Source organism: Bacillus sp. ISL-77 (assembly GCF_018613105.1).
In genome coordinates this window covers 13,564-32,794 of the sequence record NZ_JAGGQY010000081.1, presented here as the reverse complement: position 1 = coordinate 32,794, position 19,231 = coordinate 13,564, and the positions used below count along the sequence as shown (strand labels likewise).

Annotated in this window: 11 protein-coding genes and 1 pseudogene; 2 read left to right on the top strand and 10 right to left on the bottom strand. The window is 38.4% G+C overall.

Annotated features, from left to right (window positions below):
* Positions 1-84 precede the first annotated feature (84 nt).
* The 10 genes from J7E77_RS27405 to J7E77_RS27360 all read right to left on the bottom strand — a co-directional run bounded on the left by J7E77_RS27405 (position 85) and on the right by J7E77_RS27360 (position 17,688).
* Positions 85-2,919, bottom strand: coding sequence for a family 78 glycoside hydrolase catalytic domain (locus J7E77_RS27405; protein ID WP_214718403.1), 2,835 nt, complete (start codon positions 2,917-2,919; stop codon positions 85-87).
* Between the two features lie 70 nt (positions 2,920-2,989).
* Positions 2,990-3,883, bottom strand: coding sequence for a carbohydrate ABC transporter permease (locus J7E77_RS27400; protein WP_214718401.1), 894 nt, complete (start codon positions 3,881-3,883; stop codon positions 2,990-2,992).
* Positions 3,883-4,749, bottom strand: coding sequence for a carbohydrate ABC transporter permease (locus tag J7E77_RS27395; protein WP_214718399.1), 867 nt, complete (start codon positions 4,747-4,749; stop codon positions 3,883-3,885). The genes J7E77_RS27400 and J7E77_RS27395 overlap by 1 nt, the downstream gene beginning before the upstream one ends.
* Positions 4,750-4,835: 86 nt before the next feature.
* Positions 4,836-6,161 carry an ABC transporter substrate-binding protein gene (locus tag J7E77_RS27390; protein WP_214718397.1) on the bottom strand — a complete coding sequence of 442 codons (1,326 nt, stop codon included), beginning with the start codon at positions 6,159-6,161 and terminating at the stop codon, positions 4,836-4,838.
* 240 nt (positions 6,162-6,401) lie between these two features.
* Positions 6,402-7,706, bottom strand: a complete 1,305-nt coding sequence (locus J7E77_RS27385) for an ABC transporter substrate-binding protein (protein ID WP_214718395.1) — start codon at positions 7,704-7,706, stop codon at positions 6,402-6,404.
* Positions 7,707-7,757: 51 nt separating this feature from the next.
* Positions 7,758-9,245, bottom strand: a complete 1,488-nt coding sequence (locus J7E77_RS27380; protein ID WP_214718394.1) for a response regulator transcription factor — start codon at positions 9,243-9,245, stop codon at positions 7,758-7,760.
* The gene (locus J7E77_RS27375; RefSeq protein ID WP_214718393.1) at positions 9,223-11,016 is read right to left on the bottom strand and encodes a sensor histidine kinase; all 1,794 of its coding nucleotides are present in this window, start codon (positions 11,014-11,016) and stop codon (positions 9,223-9,225) included. The genes J7E77_RS27380 and J7E77_RS27375 overlap by 23 nt, the downstream gene beginning before the upstream one ends.
* Before the next feature lie 283 nt (positions 11,017-11,299).
* Positions 11,300-14,743, bottom strand: coding sequence for a glycoside hydrolase family 3 C-terminal domain-containing protein (locus J7E77_RS27370; RefSeq protein ID WP_214718392.1), 3,444 nt, complete (start codon positions 14,741-14,743; stop codon positions 11,300-11,302).
* Between the two features lie 380 nt (positions 14,744-15,123).
* A complete protein-coding gene (locus tag J7E77_RS27365; protein ID WP_214718391.1) occupies positions 15,124-16,692 on the bottom strand; it encodes an alpha-L-rhamnosidase-related protein in 1,569 nt (522 codons plus the stop codon).
* Between the two features lie 312 nt (positions 16,693-17,004).
* Entirely contained in the window at positions 17,005-17,688 is a 684-nt protein-coding gene (locus J7E77_RS27360) for a reverse transcriptase domain-containing protein (RefSeq protein ID WP_251026579.1), read from the bottom strand.
* Between the two features lie 159 nt (positions 17,689-17,847).
* On the opposite strand from J7E77_RS27360, the gene J7E77_RS27355 reads away from it, so the two are divergent.
* Complete coding sequence (locus J7E77_RS27355) at positions 17,848-18,492, top strand: hypothetical protein (RefSeq protein WP_214718388.1); 645 nt, start codon at positions 17,848-17,850, stop codon at positions 18,490-18,492.
* A 133-nt stretch (positions 18,493-18,625) separates the two neighbouring features.
* Positions 18,626-19,120 (top strand): annotated as a pseudogene (locus J7E77_RS27350) (RNA-guided endonuclease TnpB family protein); the annotation flags it as partial.
* Between the last annotated feature and the right edge of the window lie 111 nt (positions 19,121-19,231).

Genomic DNA, 19,231 nt, shown 5'->3' with positions numbered 1-19,231 from the left:
ATTTCCATTAAGTCACCTCTAGTTCAATGAAAGTTTTATATAAAACAAGCCAAACTCTTGGATTTAAGTTTGGCTTTTTGTGTGTTAATTTATTTTCTTGCCATTTACTTGCAATCTTGTATTTTTAGATGTTGTTATTTGTGTTTCAACTTCTTCCGGAAGAGTAATTTGCAAATCAATATACTCCCCTGCATCTTTACAATAAATATCAATCTTACCTTGTGGAATGGGTAAGGATCCTTTTATCCACTTCAATCCGTTTAAATTCGGAGAAATGGCTACTTTTGTAAATCCGGGCTCTAATGGTTTTACACCCAAAAACAGATTTCCAAACACATAGGTTGGGGCTGCGGACCAAGCATGGCAATGACTGCGGCTAAAGTCTCCCTCAATTAATTCCCATCCTTCCCAACATGTTGTTGCGTCGTTTTCAAGCATATAACCATAAACATCCCTGATATTATTGAGCACCATATCAGTTTTCCCTAATCCCATTAAAGCTTGATAATAGAAAAAGAGGACAAAGGGACTCTTAATTTGGACGAAACTCTCAGGGGGGGTTACTAAATATTCTTCTATAACATCTTTACGCTGTCCATCAGCATTATTCGTTAAATAGACCATTAGGTTTGTTGGCATACTACGAATTTTAGACGGTGTTCCATCCTCATGAATACTATCAACAAAAACTTTTTCTTCTCCATCCCATAGATGTTTGTTAATCGCTAGTTTCAATTTATCTGCCAAAGATAAAAACTTCATTTCATCTTCATTTTTCCCTAGGATGGATGCTAAGTAAGCAGTTTGTCTTAATGCATCGACAAAGAGAGCATTTTGATGGGTTACAATTTTATGCTCTGTATCCATCGGTGCCCAATCTAACATATTCCAAGCAGAAATTTCTAATAGCCCATCTTTATTTATAAATTCTTGGAACCGTTGAACTGTCAGCTTTAATTCGGGATAAACTTCTTTAATAAATTCTAAGTCACCGGAATATCGATAATATTCTCTGCAGGCCATCATCCATAGAATGGACCAAGCGGTTAAAACATTCTGCCATCCACTTGGAACATGTGATTCTGGCAGCGGCGACCGGTAAACTGATTTAGAAATTAACTTTAAACATCGTTTGACTAAATCATAGTTTCCAAATGTATAGTAATTCATTAGGGAAATGTTATAAGAATCACCAGTCCAAAGTGCCTGCTCATAGGCAGGACAGTCGATGATTGTATCTTGAGCACACATTCGAACGGTATGTTTTGAGATATCCCAAATTTGGTTTAATAGATAATCCGAACTGCGAAATGATCCTACATTTCCTGTAGGGAATGTCGTTACATCTACTTTAATCTTGAATATTTTACATGGTGTTTTTAAATTTCGAATCGTAAGCAGCATATAGCGGAACCCTCTTGGAATAAACGACCGATAAACTTGCCGGCCGTCCCTTGAAACATATCTTAATGAATTGTTCAATGAAAAAGTGTGCTCGATCCTTCCATCTTGATGGATACTTTCAAATAAAAAGAAATCAAAAATTGTCCCCTTTGAAGCTTCCACTTCGAAATCGATGTGTCCCAAGTATTCCTTGCCAAAGTCAATGAGATATTCTGTATCCCCTTTTTCCTTAGGTGAGACATACGTAAAACTCTGATTTGGAAATACCATATTCTGATGTTGAAAATCGATAGGATATGTTTTCAGGTCATTTTTAAAGATAGAAAGAAGGCTTACATTATCAGTACAAATATGATCATTCGGAATAGCCTTCGCCCAATTTTTAAAGGTTTCTAACTCGCCAATAGATGATAGATGCTTCATTTTTGAATATTCATTATCTAATGGAATCTCTAATTCAACTAGGTTACCAACTTGTAATTGGGTGGTTGAATAAAAAGGTCCAAACCCTAAAAATATAGTATTATCCTGATTAAATGGTGCTTTAAGGTTTACTCTTTCAGGGAAATCTAAAGTAAGATGCATCGTTGGTTCGTGAAAAAATCCGCCCACATCAACGATTAATAAATTGGCACCTTTTCTAAGTCTTACTTTTTCATATTTTCCATTCTGCGTTTTATACTCTTCTCCATTTAGGTTAAATTCCCATTTGGCCTCTGAATGGGCATCAAAAGTAAGCGTGATTACCCCTTCAGTATTTTCATTTGAATGGAGTTCAGTAACTAAATAACCCTGCATAATTTTTCCGGAATTACAATCCATTTCACCGGGGAAAAAAGTCGGTTTTAAATCAATCGAAAAGTGTTGTGCTACAGGTTTCACTGCTTTTAACGATTTTACACTTTTCGGATAGATGGGTTCATTGGTTAAATGAGGAATATCTCTAGGATTAAGGTCCTTCCATGGACTTATCCCATAAGGACCAATGATCTCTGCGTTACCCCATTCGGAATCGTCAAAAGAAAGCTGTTCCCAATCACGATCAAATCGATTGGCATTATAAATTTCTGCCCAAGATAAACAATTGGACATTTTGACAGATTCTTTAATAAAGCCATCATGGTTGGCAGTCTTCCACCTCTCATTGGTAAGTAGCCGGCTCATCACCTGGCCATTATTATAGAAATCAATTTGCGCTAATAATCCTCCGCGCCCTTCGATATAATGCATCGTTCCCATTCCATAATGATTAACCAATACTGCAATGACATTTACCCCTTTTTTTAGCCCAATTAATTCATATTGGTCATAATACCATTCCGAGGTCCAGCCCCGGACAGGACCTGATCCAATTTGTTCCCCATTCAGGTAAATAACATATTTCGTATCTGCAGAGATTGATAATCTAGCTGATTCATATTCCGAATTAACAGTAAAAGTTCTTCTAAAACAAGTCCATTGATTCCTCGGATGTTCCCCGCTCCGATCCCAAATCCAATTTGCTTTCCATTCCATCGTTCTACCTCCCATGCGTAAGACCCGGTTCATTCAGAACTGAAATCCCCGGGCCCATACTTATATTCCCCTACTTAACCGATCCAGCTGTCATTCCGGCAACAATTTTCTTGTTAAAGATGATAAATAGGATGAGCGGAGGAATAGAGATGACTAAAATATTTGTAAATAGTAAATTCCATTTTGTAATGTACATACTCATAAAATTATAGAGTGTTAACTGTAATGTGGCGTTTTCCGCACCCGGAAAGAAGTATAATGGATTAACAAAATCATTGTATACACTTACTGCTGTTAATACGATGACTGTCGCTGAAACTGGTTTTAGCAATGGCAAAATAATATGAAAGAATAAGCGAAACCGTCCACATCCATCTATTAATGCAGCCTCATCAAGAGACTTAGGAATCGTGACCATAAACCCGCGATACAATATAATCGTAAACGGTAAGTTCAGTGCCACCTCAACAAGGACAATTCCCGGCATTGTTTTAAACAGCCCAATTTCTTGGAGCACCCATATGGTTGGGACTACTGCCGGAGGAATAATTAGCCCCGCAAGAATTAAAAAATTAATAAAAGGAGTTACTTTCGATACTTTACGCTGTAATACATAACCTGCAGCAGCACCAAGTAAGATTAGGAGGATAATAGATAATCCTGTGATCATTACACTGTTATAAAACGCACGAAGTATCATTCCATCTCTCGCATATATAACCTCTTGCAAATTCTCTATGATATGGTAGGAACTTGGCCAATCCATATTCAACAACGATGATTCCTGTACATCTTTAAACGCATTAATAATAACAAAATAAAAAGGTATTCCAAAAATCCCTAGTGTCGCTACAACTGCGAAGCATTCGAAAAGAAGTTTCCATAGCTTTTTATATCTCTTCCCATTACTATGCTTTGTAACTATTGGTTTTGCTTCCAAATCATTTATAACAACCTTGCTCATTACAAATCCACCTCTTTACTATTCAGATAAGCATATAGAGGGAAGGCTAACGCAGAAACCAGGACGAATAAAATGACATTTCCGGCTGTGGAAAGACCGAAAAAACCTGCCTGGTATTGCTTATATATAATTGAGGCAATCAGGTCGGTACTAAAACCTGGTCCTCCTTTTGTCATTGTCCAGATCAAATCAAACGAACGTAAACCGCCGATAAAGGAAAGAATAATAACCGTGTTCATTGCGGGCCGGCTTAGAGGTAAAATGATACTCTTAAATTTATGCCATGCGTTTCCTCCATCTATCATTAGTGCCTCGTAGTAATCTTCTGGGATCGACATAATTCCGGCAATAAAAATGACGGTTGCCATTCCGACGCCTTTCCAAACATCAACCAATGCAACAGATAAAAGAGCAATCTTTGTATCCCCTAACCAGTCCGGCCCAACAATCCCCATCCCATTAAGGACAATATTGATAAGTCCTTGTGAAGGATGCATCAACATGGTAAACGCAATACCAACCGCGATTGTACTTAACAATGTTGGGAAGAAGACCATTGAACGAATAAATCCGACTGTTTTCAGTTTTGAACTTAGGAAAACACCAAGTAAAAGACCAAGAATCACTTTCAATCCACATGTTACAACCGCGTAGATTAGGGTGTTTTTAAAACCAATATTTAAAGACGGTTCTGTTAAGAATGTTTTAAAGTTTTCAAAACCAATAAATTTCCAATCCGTTAACGTCCACCATGTCATACTGAAAAACAGGGACATAATTGTTGGCAACAAGAAAAAGGCGAAATATACAATACCTGCTGGTAATAGGAAGTAGTAGGTATAAGTTTTATTTGTTAGCTTATTCATCTGCTTCTCCTCCCTTCAATTCTTTATAAGTTATTGGCCCTGCTAGAAACTAGTCAGGGCCAATAACTGAATGGATTAAATAAATTTTACCAACCTTCAAGACCTAGTTGTTTTGCTTGTTTTTCAACATCTTTGTCGTATAGCTTAGCTCCCTCCACGGCCGAACTAATTCCACTGCCCACTTGGGTTGTAATTTGCTCTAGGCTAGGCCCCTTTACTGGGCTTAAAAATTCAAGAGCAGGAGCTGTATTTCCTGATTCAAAATATGGAAGCATATCCTTTACTGCCGGGTAAACATCGTCAGAAAGCTGAATACCCTTTATGGCAACCGGGCCAGTTGGTTTGATTTTGGATGTGTATAAATCTGTTCCTTCTTGAGATACATAAAATTCCAAAAATTCCTTAGCTGCATCAATATGCTCACTATTCTTATTGATAAAGATTCCGGCAGGCATCCACACGGTTAAACCATTCTTATCAGCACTATCGTTTGGTTGTGGGAAGAATCCAATATCCTGCATCTTGTCTGGTGAAGTTGCTGCAAGATTAGCCAATGCAAAAGTAATCATCGGGTAGTGTACACCGGTACCATCAGCTAACATTTTTAAACCTGCATCGTAACCAGTTGCAAGGAAATCTTTGTTTAAATAACCTTTTTTATGCACTTCTGCTAATTTTTCAAAACTGCGAAGAGCAGCTTTAGTAGTAGCAATCTTTGCTTTGTTTGCCGTAAAGTCTGCTGCGAAATTCGGGCTATCTGCAAGGACATTATAGTTATCTGCAAGAACGATGACTTGGGATGTCCAAGTATCTTTATACGTTCCAATAACCGCCGTTTTACCGGCTTGTTTAATTTTTTCATTATTAGCCATTAATTCATCCCATGTTTTTGGAACGGAAAGACCCAGCTCTGCATAAACCTTTTTGTTATATAACCAGCCGCCTGCATTCGTCGGTGTACCTGGAATTCCAAACACCTTTCCATTGACGGAAACTGCTTCTTTGAAACCATCCATGATATTTTCCATGAAAGGTTCTTTACTAAGGTCAACAAAATTTTGGTCCGGATTAATTGCCTGTAACTGTGAACCTGAGTTATTCCATACCAAATCCGTCATGTCACCGGTAGCTAATCGAGTTTTAATGATATTATCACCCTCTGAGCCACCAGGACGAGTCTCAATTTCTACTTTAATATTACTCTTCTTTTCAAATTCATCGATAATCGCATTAATTCCATCTAATTGTGTTTGATTGTCAATTAAAAATGTTACTTTTTCTGTTTCTTTATCATTACTCTTAGCACCGCCTGAAGTGGCTTCCTCTTTGCTGCTGCAACCACCCAAAATCCCGGCCATTAGCGCACTGCTAAGCAATAATGAGAAAAACTTCTTTCTTTTATTTTGGATCATCTTTTCTCCCCCTCTTAAAGTCACTAATTATAACCACTAAGATCTCTGTCAAACCTTAGTAATTAACTTAATTTTAAGCGCTTTCATACGAATATTTAAGTGATGCTTTTTTTGGAAATACGTCCGTTTTTTTTGGAATAGTATAATAATTAGAATTTATTTCGGAATACCATATAGTTTTCGTGATAAAAAAATAGTCTTTCTCTCATTGAATGAAAGAAAGACTATTTTTTTTGAAGTTTACCAGCCTTTAAGACCCAGTTGCTTTGCTTGCTTTTCAACATCTTTATCATATAACTCCGCACCGGTTTTTGCGGAAATTTGTCCGCTGCCTACCTGGATAGTAATTTGCGGTAAGCGAGGTCCTTTTAATGGGCTGAGATATTCAAGTGCAGGCGTTGCTTTTCCCTCATCAAAATAAGGAAGCATATCCTTTATAGCGGGTATAGTATTAGTAGGAAATTTAATACCTTTTATCGCAAGCGGGCCAATGGGACTCCGGTCCGCAAGAAATGTTTCCACACCTTCGGAAGAAACAAAATAGTCTAGCCACTTTTTAACAGCATCTAAATGCTCGATATTCTTATTCACATAAACGGCAGCCGGCATAAAAACTGTCATTCCGTTTTTGCCCGGAGTATCACCAGGCTGAGGGAAGAATCCGATATCTTTAATTTTATCGGGGTAATTTGTTGCGATCGCCATTAGAACCCATGAAAGCGAAGGATAGTGCACACCAGTGCCATCTACTAGCATTTTCATTCCGTCCTCATATGTAGCTGTTTGAAAGTCCTGATTTAAAAAGCCCTTTTGGTACACTTCCGCTAATTTTTCAAAACTCTTTAAAGCCGCAGGTGTCGTAGCAAATTTGGATTTATGTACTGTAAAATCGACAGCAAATGTTGGATCCTCAGAAATTACATTGTGGTTATCCGCAACGACGATTAGCTGTGAAGTCCAATCATCCTTATACGTACCAATAACAGCTGTTTTACCGGCAGCTTTAATTTTTTCATTATTTGCTATTAATTCATCCCAAGTTCGTGGGATAGTTAGGCCCAGCTCTCTATAAACCTTTTTGTTATACAACCAGCCGCCGGCAATAGCGCCACCCATTGGGACCCCGAATACTTTGCCATTAATAGAAACCGATTCCTTAAAGGAGTCTAATATATTATCCATAAACGGCTCATTTGTTAAATCCACAAAGTATTCCTCCGGGTTAAGTGCATACAACAGAGAACCTGAATTGTACATGACTAAATCAGCCATATCACCTGTTGCTAATCGGGTTTTCATCACCTGATGACCTTCCACTCCGCTCGGACGTGTTTCAATTTCCGTTTTTATATGATATTTTTTTTCAATATTAGCTGCAACGGCCCTAATACCATCCTGGTCCGCCTGATTATCAATTAGAAGAGTTAAGGTAACCTCTTTTGAATGAGTTGATCTACTTCCATTGTTACTGCTGCATCCTGCTAAAATATAAAATAATAATAGTACACTTGATATGAATAACAATATTTTTCTATTGGTTAACATACTCATTTCCGCTCTTTCTATCATCTGTTTTGTTTATTAAATTAATGAGTATTAAAAAGAATCTCGATATTGACCAGGATTTACCCCTGCATGTTTCTTAAATAACTCAGAGAAGTGTCGATATGTATGATAACCCACCTTTTCACTTACATCCGCTACTTTATTCCCCTCCCGTAGAAGTTCCTTAGCCTGCTCCATACGCAACTTAGTCAAGTATTTAATATAAGTTAACTTCATTTCTTCTTTAAAAAGAAGGCTAAAATAGGTAGGATTCATCCTAACATACTCCGCAACATCTTGTAAAGTCAAATCCTTTGCAAAGTTTATGTCTAAATATTTACAAGCTTTTTCTACTGCATCATGCTTTTTATCCTTTCTTATCCGAAGGAACCAATCCATAATCATTTCCATTTGGTCTTTAAGCCAACTGAACATTTTTTCTTTCGTATTCAGCAATCTTATTTCTACGTGCGGCAGGTAATTTTCTTGACTTATTTGTGATACATCTTCCCCTGTTTCTTTTGCTACTTCCAACCCCAGATAAATCAGTTTTAATATTTCACGTTCGATTACATCCGGGTTTAAGCGTTGTGATTGAATTTTGCTTATAAATCCATCAAGTTGTTGGAAAAGCCCTGCTTTATCACCCGTTCGCAAATAGAAAATAATAGCTTCTTCCTGTTCTGATAAATCACCAGGTATATTCGGATTTTCTCCAATTTCCTCAAAACGTGTCCATTCTCCTTGTTCCATAAACTGTCCATATCGTAATGCTTGTAATGCTTCTTTGTAGCTTTTGGATGCATCGGTAAGATGGGTATAGGTCCGTCCGGATCCTAATGTTATGCCATATTTGCTCGGCCAAAATAAAAACTGATTCATCCATTCTGTTGAATCCTCTTCAAGATGAAAAATGACCAGCAAGTGCTCTGCTCCATTTCGAATATAGACGGGAAAGTAAGCAGAGTGACTTGATAAGTCAGGACTTTTTTCTGAAAGGGCTAATACGGTAACCGCCTCGATCTCCTTCGCTTCTTCCTCGAAACTTTTCCTCCACTTTGGCAAGGCCTCATCCCCTTGAAGAAGTAAATCCAAGGTTGCTTTTTCGATCAGATCAATTCGACTATCCTCCCATTTCTCCTCTAAAGAAAGAACTGTTTTCTGATGATGTAACTTTTCTAAAATTTTTCGAATGGTATCCTCCATGATTGGTATGGTGATGGGTTTTTCGAGATAGTCTGATACCCCTAGCTTTAAAGCTTTCTTTACATACTCAAATTCATTGAATCCGCTAAAAACCACGCAAATAATCTCGGGTGCAGCACCTAGAATTTTTTCAACAACTTCTAAGCCGTCCATTCCCGGCATGCGGATATCCGTAAAAATAATATCAGGAGAATGTGTTTCAACTAAGTCTATTGCAGCATAGCCATTATTAGCAGTACCTACCAGTTCAATCCCGTACTTTGACCAGTCAATCATCTTTTGCAACCCTTGAAGAACAATGTATTCATCATCAAATATCACTGCTTTTAACATCCATTACTCCTCCTTTGGCAACATCACGAAAACTAATCTCAATACAGGTTCCTTCATTTATTTTACTAGAGATGAAAAGTGTACTGTCTTGCCCGTAAAACAATTTAATTCTCTCGTAAACATTCTTTATACCATAACCTCTCTCTGTTCTCTCTAAGTCTTCGATTCCTACTCCATTATCGCTGATGGTAAAGGTAATCCAGCCTTTGGAGATTCTTCCAATTAACTTAATGGTACCTTCCCCAACCTTCGGCTCTAGACCGTGATAAATAGCATTTTCGATAAACGGCTGAAGCAATAGTTTAAGAATTGGTTTATCCAATAGAGCGGAATCCACATCCTCAATATATTGAAAACGGTTCTGATAACGGAAATTTTGGATGGTCATATAATGGTGAATATGCTCCAATTCCTTTGATATAGGTATCAAATCTTCTCCATTATTTAAACTTAATTTAAAAGTTTGTGATAGGGCAACGGTAATTTCAGCGATATCCTTATTGTTTTGCAAGATGGCCATCCAATAAATAGAGTCAAGCGTATTGTATAAAAAATGAGGTTTGATTTGTGCTTGCAAGGCACGAAGTTCGGCTTCTCGCTCTTTTAACTGTGAATGAACAAGCCGTTCATTTAGTTCTTTATTTTCAACTGTTATTCGTTGAAATGTTTCTCCGATTACACCAATTGTATCCGTTTCATTGTCTTCTCCTGAACCCCACAGCCCTTTAGCCCAATCCACCGTCATTTTCTTTAATTGCACCCAAGGTCGTGCAACTTTGCCTGATAGAATATATGAAATTAATAAAGCTATTAATGCGATAATAGTAGAAATAGTAATGGTTATGATTCCAATTTTATTAGATTGCTTTAGTAGTTCCTTTTCTTTTGTAATATTCGCGAATGTCCATCCGGTCGTATTATTCGTGTAACTACTAATTAGGTAACCTTTTTGTTCCAAGTTTCGAAACGTAGATAAACTATTCTTCCCTAGAGACAATTCCTTATCCAATGTAGAAGTATTACTAAAAACAGTATTTACTCCATTCTTGGAGGAATCGATGACAGCCATCACACTGTTACTATCATCATTTAAAACTCTAGAAAACATTGATTTTTTAATATTGACCACTAATAAGCCAATTTGCTTGGGGTTAAACACATTTTGTGGGTCACGTAATAGTTTAACGGAAGAAAAAGTAGTTTCATCCTCTTTCTTTACCAAGACATTATAACTAAAGAAAATGGGCCTCCCTTGTGCCTTAACACTCTTTTTATACCAATCCGAATGATAAATCTCCTTGTACATATTGTTCGTGTCATAGCTGCCAAGGCTATTATGATTCCCATAACAAACAGGTCGAAAATGAACATCAAATAAACAGACGGAATCGATATCTTCTGTATCAATAAAATAACTGGATATTAAATCCTGCATTCGTTTGGTTGTATTCTCGTCTAATACATTCTTTCCCACTTCTGAAAAAGCAGCACTGTCCACCAATTCTTGGCGAACACTATTACTCCATGAAATGACACGTTCCATATTAATGATATTTCGAAATAAAAGATCAGTAGTTTCACTTGAGGTTCGCAAATTATTTCCGGTAGTTTCTACTTGGTTTTGAACTAGTGTATTTTTTGCGATATTGAAAGAAATAAACCCTAATAATAAAAGGGGCAATATGGATAGGCAGAGCATTATAAAAAAGTATTTATATCTAATTTTGTCACTACGGATATAATTTCTGACTCTTCTGAACACTCTTTTCATAATTGTCCACCTTTTATAAGTATTACTTATCCGCTTTCTCAAAAAACTTGTCCTTTTATAAGTTGTTATTGTCATCATAAACCCAAATGATGAGTATTTCTATATCAAACAGAAAAAAAAATTTTGTTTTTATTTGTTTAATCTCTATTAAACGTGAATTTACTTCCGTTTTTTAAAAAACTTATCAAAATACCACAGCCCATGCCTACAGACAAGGGCTGTGATCCAATATTTCAAATGGGGTTCTTACGAGGATAAAGAGGTAGATTCTCCTTAACCTGTATTACTTTACCTCGAATGCCAAACTGTCAATACGAAGGTCAGGTGCTTCAAATACAACATAGATTGTATGCTGCCCTTTCGGTGCATTTTTGCCCAAGTTAACAGTTACATTGCTATAACCTAACTCGTTTACGGTCACACCAGCATTTTCAATTGTGTACGTATTTTTTTCCGTCTTTGGAACATTGATTTCAGCAAAAGGTTCGCTATTTACAGAATCAGCATGTAAAGTGATTTTACCGCCAGTACCATTCGAAGCAACCGTTGCTGATAATTCGTTAGATCCAGTCAATACCACTTTTGGAAGTGCAACCCATGAACCATTTTGTTTGGAGCTGACAGCATAATACCCGCCAACAACCTTCTTCGCTTTTAAGTTTTCAGCCGTTCTGGCTTTAGATACCTCATGATAAACAACCTTATCTGAGGCGAAAGCATGGTCGAAGACATTAAACGGCTTATTTGTAGGAAGTGCGGCAAGCGATTCGCCAGTTATCTCAATCTGTTCCTTGCCTCGGATGTCTAGTGAAGAAGCACCCACCATAAGTTCATAGTTTCCTTCCTCAACAATGAAATCACCGGCATTTACGTCCCAAATAGCGAAATCCTCTGGATTTACGGAAAGAGTCACTGTTTTTGTTTCACCGGCCGCTAAGGATACTTTATCGAAAGCTGCTAATTGCTTTTGCGGTGCATGTGTACCGTATGCAGATTTTTTGTTTTTTACATACAGTTGAACGACTTCGGAAGTGTTTACCTTTCCATCATTTTTGACTTTTACTGTTACGTTGAAAGGAGCTTTTCCGTTAGCACTTTTCGGCGCAGCGAAGTCGCTATATTTGAATTTGCTGTATGATAGGCCGTAACCAAATGGATAGGTTACCTTTGCATTTGTGTACATATATGTTAGCTTTGATTCCTCTGGATCAGCGTTTGTCATATCCACAGTATAACGCGGGTCTACCCCATCCAATGGTACAGTCGTATTTCCTTCTGGAATGGAGTACTTATTGATAGCAGGAAATGCAGACATATCTGCATACCATGTAGATGATAAACGGCCTGTTGGGGCATAGTCACCATATAGTACTTGAGTTAATGCCAAGCTATCATACTGGCCGCCATATGGCTGGTATACAATTGCAGATACATTCGGATTGTTTTGAATCTTTTCCATACCAACAGGGAAGCTGGATTTTACCACGACAACCGTCTTTTTCCCCTTTGCAGCAAAAGCGGCCGATACTCTATCAACCAATTGGTAATCTGTCTCGCCCATATTTAAGTCAGAGCGATCAGTACCTTCTCCTGCACTGTGTCGCGGAATAGCGCCTACAAACACAACAGCATAATCGTCTGTTTCTGCACGTTTGACTGCTTCAGAGCCTACTCCCTTTACTATTGTTTGTTCAAATTTCACCTCATCATTTCGGTTAGCTGCATTTACTTTGTTACCGAGGGTTGTCTCAGAAGTTTTCAATTTTCCATCTGAACCGGTTGTAATAAAGCGGCCATTGGAGTAATACCAATTTGTGAAATCCCCGGAGAAACCTGTTCTGAATCCGCTTGAGATAAGTGAAACCGATTTATCTTCATTTTCCTCTACTCGAATGGTTGGCGGGATTGCACTTGTTTGGCCAACCATCTGTGCAAGATCCCAATCGTTATTGGTCAAATTTAATGCCGTATTATTTGTATTTTCAACAGCTGCATTTGCCGTCGTAGGAGATGTCACCCAGCGCCCGTTCTTTAATGAACGTAAGCTGTAACCTTCTTGCCCCCAATTGTACACTTCGAACAAATGGGCAGGGTTATTAACATCTAAAGCTTCAGAAGTTGTCACGAGCTGGGAACCTTTTGCAACGTCTTGAGCATTACCGTCAGCTGTGACAGTCCGGCCGTTCAGTTTAGATTTTAATGCCACAACTTTAACGGCTGGGTCGTAGGAAACGTTGTTAGCACCATTGGCTTTAATAATTGCCGATAATGGAGAGATACCGGAGTTTTCAATACTTGGCGTTGTTCCTACAGAGTAGGTAGTTTTAAACCTTGAATCGGCATATACCCCGGAAACAGCAGCCTTCTTGTTCTTTGCAAGTGGCAGCACTCCATCATTCTTGAGCAATACGATGCTCTCCTCGGCGGCACGCAGTGCTACTTGTTGATGTTCAGGTGTACTGAATGTAGCTGGTTGCGACCTCACATCCTTAGCTTCTTGAGCGAATGGGTAATTTTTTGGAATTCCGTTGTCGTCTACTTCGTTAAAGATACCGACACGTACCATTTGGTTTATATGTGGACGTGCAGCCTCGATTAGGTCTGCTTTGGTAAGGCCATATTTACCTTGTTCAACTGCATTCACAATAGCGGCCACATCATCTTTTGCATTCTGAACATTCGGACCAGGACGGCCGGCGTTCGCCTTGGCCAAAATCATCAAAATAGTCGCGTTAGTACGGTCTGTTGCATACTTCGTATCGTATCCATTCCCTTGCGAGCCTTCAGTGAATACAAGTTGGTCCGCATTAAAGTCCGGAGAGCTGTATACTCCGTATTTCGAGTAATTATTGGCATGTCGTTGATATGGAGAGAGAATGTTTGGAATGCCGTTGGTACGCCCAAATGAGGTCATTACTCCTCCGACCGAGCCAGAACTAAGCGCTTTCAAAGGGCTCTTTGTCTGATATTCGAATATGGACCGAGCGCTTGCACTGTTACTGGCTGTTTGACGGAACCACTGTGCGTTATAGACGGAAAAATGCTTCGTGCCTACCACTGCTCGCGTCCAGAATCCGTCATTACTCTTTTCTTGATCAGTACCGCTCAGACCGGCTGCCATGTTATCAACCATTGAAGCAGCCATATTGGGATCTTCCGAAAAACCTTCATCAAATCTTCCACTAAGTGGATTAATGCGCATGTCGCTGACAACCGTGAAGGCAACAGTGGCAGAAGCATTGGCACCGCCATGTATGTTTGACTCCCCTTGCTTCACTTTTAACGTACTGATTTTCTCGCTCCCCATTACTTTTCCAATATCAGAAAGAAGCTCTTTATTCCAGGTTTGCCCCATACCGACTAACGCCGGGAAATCGGTAGATATACCCTGAACGTTGTCAGCCGCAGAAAGAGCACCTGGGATTACTTTTCCTGCATTTGCTCCTTGCTGTAAGGTATAATGATTTCTTGAACCGGTTGCATATACAGCCGGTCCTTCTAAACTGGTATAATCAAAATAAGCATCGACAAATGCATCAAGATGCTTAGGTACGCCATCAAACAATGGCATCCCGTCAAACACCCCACCGACTTGCTTTTTAAATACGGGAATTTCTTCAGCTTTTTTCGCAGGCGCACTGAAACCAACTAAACCTGCTACAAGAGTAGTAACAAGCATTAAGGATATTGTTCTTTTTCCCATCTTTAAGAGTTGGGATTTTTTCATCTAATTCACTACCTCCCCCAGAATTATAAAGCGCTTCCATTTTTTAAAAAATAGGGACCGGTCTCCTATATAAATATCATAGCCTGCACCATAGTAGTTCGATAGTGTCAGATTTTTCTGATTCGTGTATGCATTTTTTGGAATGAGAAAGATAAACATAAACATGTAACATGAGATTTGTCCTTCATAAGCGCTCTTAGGAAGCGTATTAGCAAACGATCTAAGTAAGAAAAAGTCTAACCTAAGTTATTACCAAGTATAAGATGTAGTGTTGGATTTTCCACAGAAGATAGTTTTTCAAAAAAACAAAGTTTACTAAACAGCAAAAACAAAAAGAACAACCAATAATAATAAATGGTTGTCCTTTCAATATAATCCTCTTATAAGCCATATTTTCTTATTAAATAAGTTGGAGTACAGCTCCACGCATGACAATAACTGTTAATTAAATGGCTTCCATAAGGAGAAAAATCTTTATTTTTCGGATCATATAATTCCCAGAACGTATCCGCTCCATCTTGAATCATGCCGCCCCAATAGTTCTTCATTTCTGCGATTGCCAGCTCTTTTTCTCCTGAAACCAGCAAGGCTTCAATCAAATGATGATACATGTATGGCGTTGCAATTCCAACAGCTGGATTTTCAGTTAAAAGACGCTTCATTAGTTTATTACTTTCTTCCTTAGTCAAAACACCCGCAAGGACCATCCAAATCTGGCTTGCCCAAGAAACTTGACAGTTCGAACCGCTGATAAAAAATTGCTGCTCATCATCCCACAAATGTGTTTTCGTAGCTTCTACAATTTCTGATAATCGGTCTTTCAAACTAACTATTTCTTCTATATTTAATTCTTCAGCCAGAAGTATGGCTTGCTTCATAGTATAGATTAACACTGCTTGTGACGGAGCTTGTTTGTTTAACCCTTCCTGCCAATCAATGAAGGACCACCAGTCGGACGAATCTCTCAAAATATTATTTTCATCCAGTCTTTCAAGGGCAAGTTCAACCTGGTGATAAGCAGTTGGCCAAAGAATTTTCAAAGTCTCTAAATCACTTGTGGCAAAGTAATAATCATGTAAAGTAGAAGCAAAGAACAATGAATAGTCAAATAGATAGGTATCATCTGCAATCAGTTGTGGAGCAACAAAAACATTTGCCGGAACCTTACCTTTATCATCTGAAACACCTGCAAAAAGGTATAGGCAACGCTTAACAAGGTCATTGTTTCCGAAAGTTTCATAGTTTGCGAGTGCTTGCAATCGTAAGTCGCCGAGCCAAAGTCGACGATCACGTTTCGGTCCGTCTTCAAATACATCTTGCATGCAATCCGCAAGTGTTTTAATACTAATTTCATCTATTTTTTGAAGTTCCACATCCTGATGTAAACTCTTTTTAACTGCACTTATATTGGCCGATGTAACAGCTCTACATTCCACATTTTCAAAGACAACCTGGTATTTAGGTGATGTATCGATAATATCAAACTTTACATACCTAAAGCTGTAACGACGAGGCAATGATATTACAGCGGGCAATACATCCACAAATATAGTTTCTTCCTGCAGCCATGAACTGCTGAGCCATCCATTATAATTTTCAAACGGTTCAGCCATTTCAACAGGCATTTCTCCAATGGTCAATTTTAGTTTGAGAGGGGCATCAGGGGGACTGCCAGCTGGATGAATCTTCATTGATAGATACCCAACCTGATGGTCTCCAAAATCTAGAATACACGAATCATTTTTTTTATTTTCGTAGTCTGCTAGAGCGGAAGCCGGGGCAATAACCTGCGACCTCCAGCCATGAATCGCCTTTGTATCCGCTTTTATTTCTACAATTGAAGTAGGCTTCACTATTGTTTCATTTAGTTCTGGCTTAAATTGTTCTGCTGTTTTGATAAATTTCTCGTTTCTTATAATTATTTGATTTTCTAGTTTCTGAATGGTCATATCCCTTTCCCCTTTTCTTTCAGGTTTCGAATTCGTAATTTAAGAATTCTCGTTATTGTTCGCCAATACAATCATGATATCCCAGCAGTAATTAGAGCGATAGTGCTCCATTTTTTTGATTTGTGTACGGACTTTTTTGGGATATGTTTGGGGATTGTTGAGCAGACCAGTTTCAATGTAGAGTAAGAAACTGATTCAATGGGATAGCCTCACGGCTATCTCTTTTACTTTCAGTTCCTCCTCATCAAACCGTACGTGAGGTTTTCCCTCATACGGCTTTCCGACGTTCTTCTTTCTTTGGCTTTACGGTAACTAACTAGCTAATTTCACTAAAATATGTTCAATTTCTTTTCTTACATCCTTCATATTCCCATATTTCTTTCGATTATTCTTTTTCTTGTTGTAGAACAAGGTAAGTCGCTCTAACACATACCAATCGATGCGATTTAGCCATTTCTTTGCGTGAGTTGAGAGAAGGTAATAATTCTTGAAACCTTGTAGCTTCCTATTTAGCCCTTTAACCAAGTCACTGATGTCTAAATATAATTTATTCCTTGGTTCTGTGTATGCTTTAATCTTTGCACGCATTTTCTTCATTGCGTTTCTTTTCGGGATATGGGACATGACATATAACGTGTTTCCACCTTTTCGTCTAATTAGGAATTTCCGATTATGAAATCCTAAGAAATCAAAGCCATCTATGTCATTCCACAAATTGACTAATCTCGATTTATTTCGATTAATAGAAAGGTCTAATTTCCCCATTATTGACTGAATAACTTGTTTACTTTCCAATGCTTGTTGTTTGGTTTTACACATGATGACGTAGTCATCTGCATATCTTACCAGTTCACCGAGATGAGCAAATTTCTTCTGCCATAGCCTATCCATTGTATTCAGATAGATATTTGCAAGAAGTGGTGAAATAGCAATTAACGGCTTGCTGGGCACGCAAAAAAAATAGAGATGGACTCCTCCCATCTCTATTTTATTCAATATTAAATTTAAACACTCGATTCCTATAAAGATATTATCAAATAGTGGCGTAAGAAATGGAGATATAAGCCATATTTTTCTCTTTTCACTATCAATTCCTAATCCATAGTAGTATAATAAGTATACAGAACAAATGTTCTGTTTAGAGGTGGAAAATAAATGAAACCCCATAAAAAGAACATGAAAAAGCAGAAGAAAAAAGAATCGAAAGGTGATATTGTCATTCGGAAATTTCCGCTCCGTTTAACCGGCGAGGAGAGAAACTTAGTCGATACTCTACGTAAGGAAGCAGCAAATTTGTGGAATGACTGCTTAGATCTCCATTGGTGGCTATATGATGCCTATCAGGTTTGGACAAATGCATCTGAAAAAAAGAAATGGTACAATGCCACCACACATAAATTACATTCGCAAACGATTCAAGCGACCATCGAGTTACATGAAGAAACTTGCAAAAGAACAAGGGAGCTACGGGCAAAAGGTGAGAAACAGTGGCGGTACCCTTGGAAATACAAAAAGTTCTTTTCCGTTAAATATAAAAAAAGTGCGATTACATTGAACGGTAAAAAGCTCAAGTTTAGCAATGGAAAACAACAATCCCCCTTAGTAATCCCTCAACCGAAGCACATTGATTTCCATACGATAAAAAGTGCCGAAATCGTTTGGCACAAAAATCAATACTGGATGCATCTAGCAGTGGAAGTACAAAAACAAAAACAGGTTCAAGGTAAAAAGGAAGCCGGCTGCGATTTAGGAATCATCCATGCGGCCGTTTTAAGTAATGGGAAATTCACCTCATTGTAACAGGAAGAGAACTTCGCTCGTTACAGCGCTACAGAAACAAAAGGTTGAAAGAGTTTCAGAAGCTGATTAGCCGGAAGAAGCCAGGTTCGAATAAAAGGCATAAACTCATTTTGCGTAAACCCGTTTTTTAGAAAAACTGGAACGGAGAATGGAGTATCTATTGCATGCTATTTCGAAAATGGTCACGGATTGGTGTGTGGAAAACCAAATTAAAACACTCTATATAGGAACACCGGATGGCGTTCAAAAGAATACGAAAAAGGAAAGGAAAACCCGTAAAGAAATTCGTCAACAATTGTCCAATTGGAGTTTTGGGCAATTAATCGGAAAAATAAAATACAAACTAAAACTTCGAGGAGTCAAAGTCCAACTTGTGGAAGAGTCCTATACTTCCGGCACGTGCCCGTCATGTGGAGAATTCCGCAAACAAAGGAATCGAAACTTCGACTGTCGTTGTGGCGCGGAAGGACATCGGGATGTAATAGGCGCCATGAATATTTTGGACAAGTCTATCAATAAACAGCTAACGAAAAATCGGGAACTACCGAAAAGAGAAGATACAAAGTATCGCCGAGTCCTTTTAGCTCCCATTGTCTCGCACAATGAGGCTCAAAGGGCAGTGGCGTAGTGCCTATGATTGGGCTGCGGTATTGAGTTTTTACTACATGTCGTAATGAACTGGAGAAGTAGTAAGACCTGGAAGCCCCGGCCGAAAGGCGGCTTTGATGAAGGTTTAAAA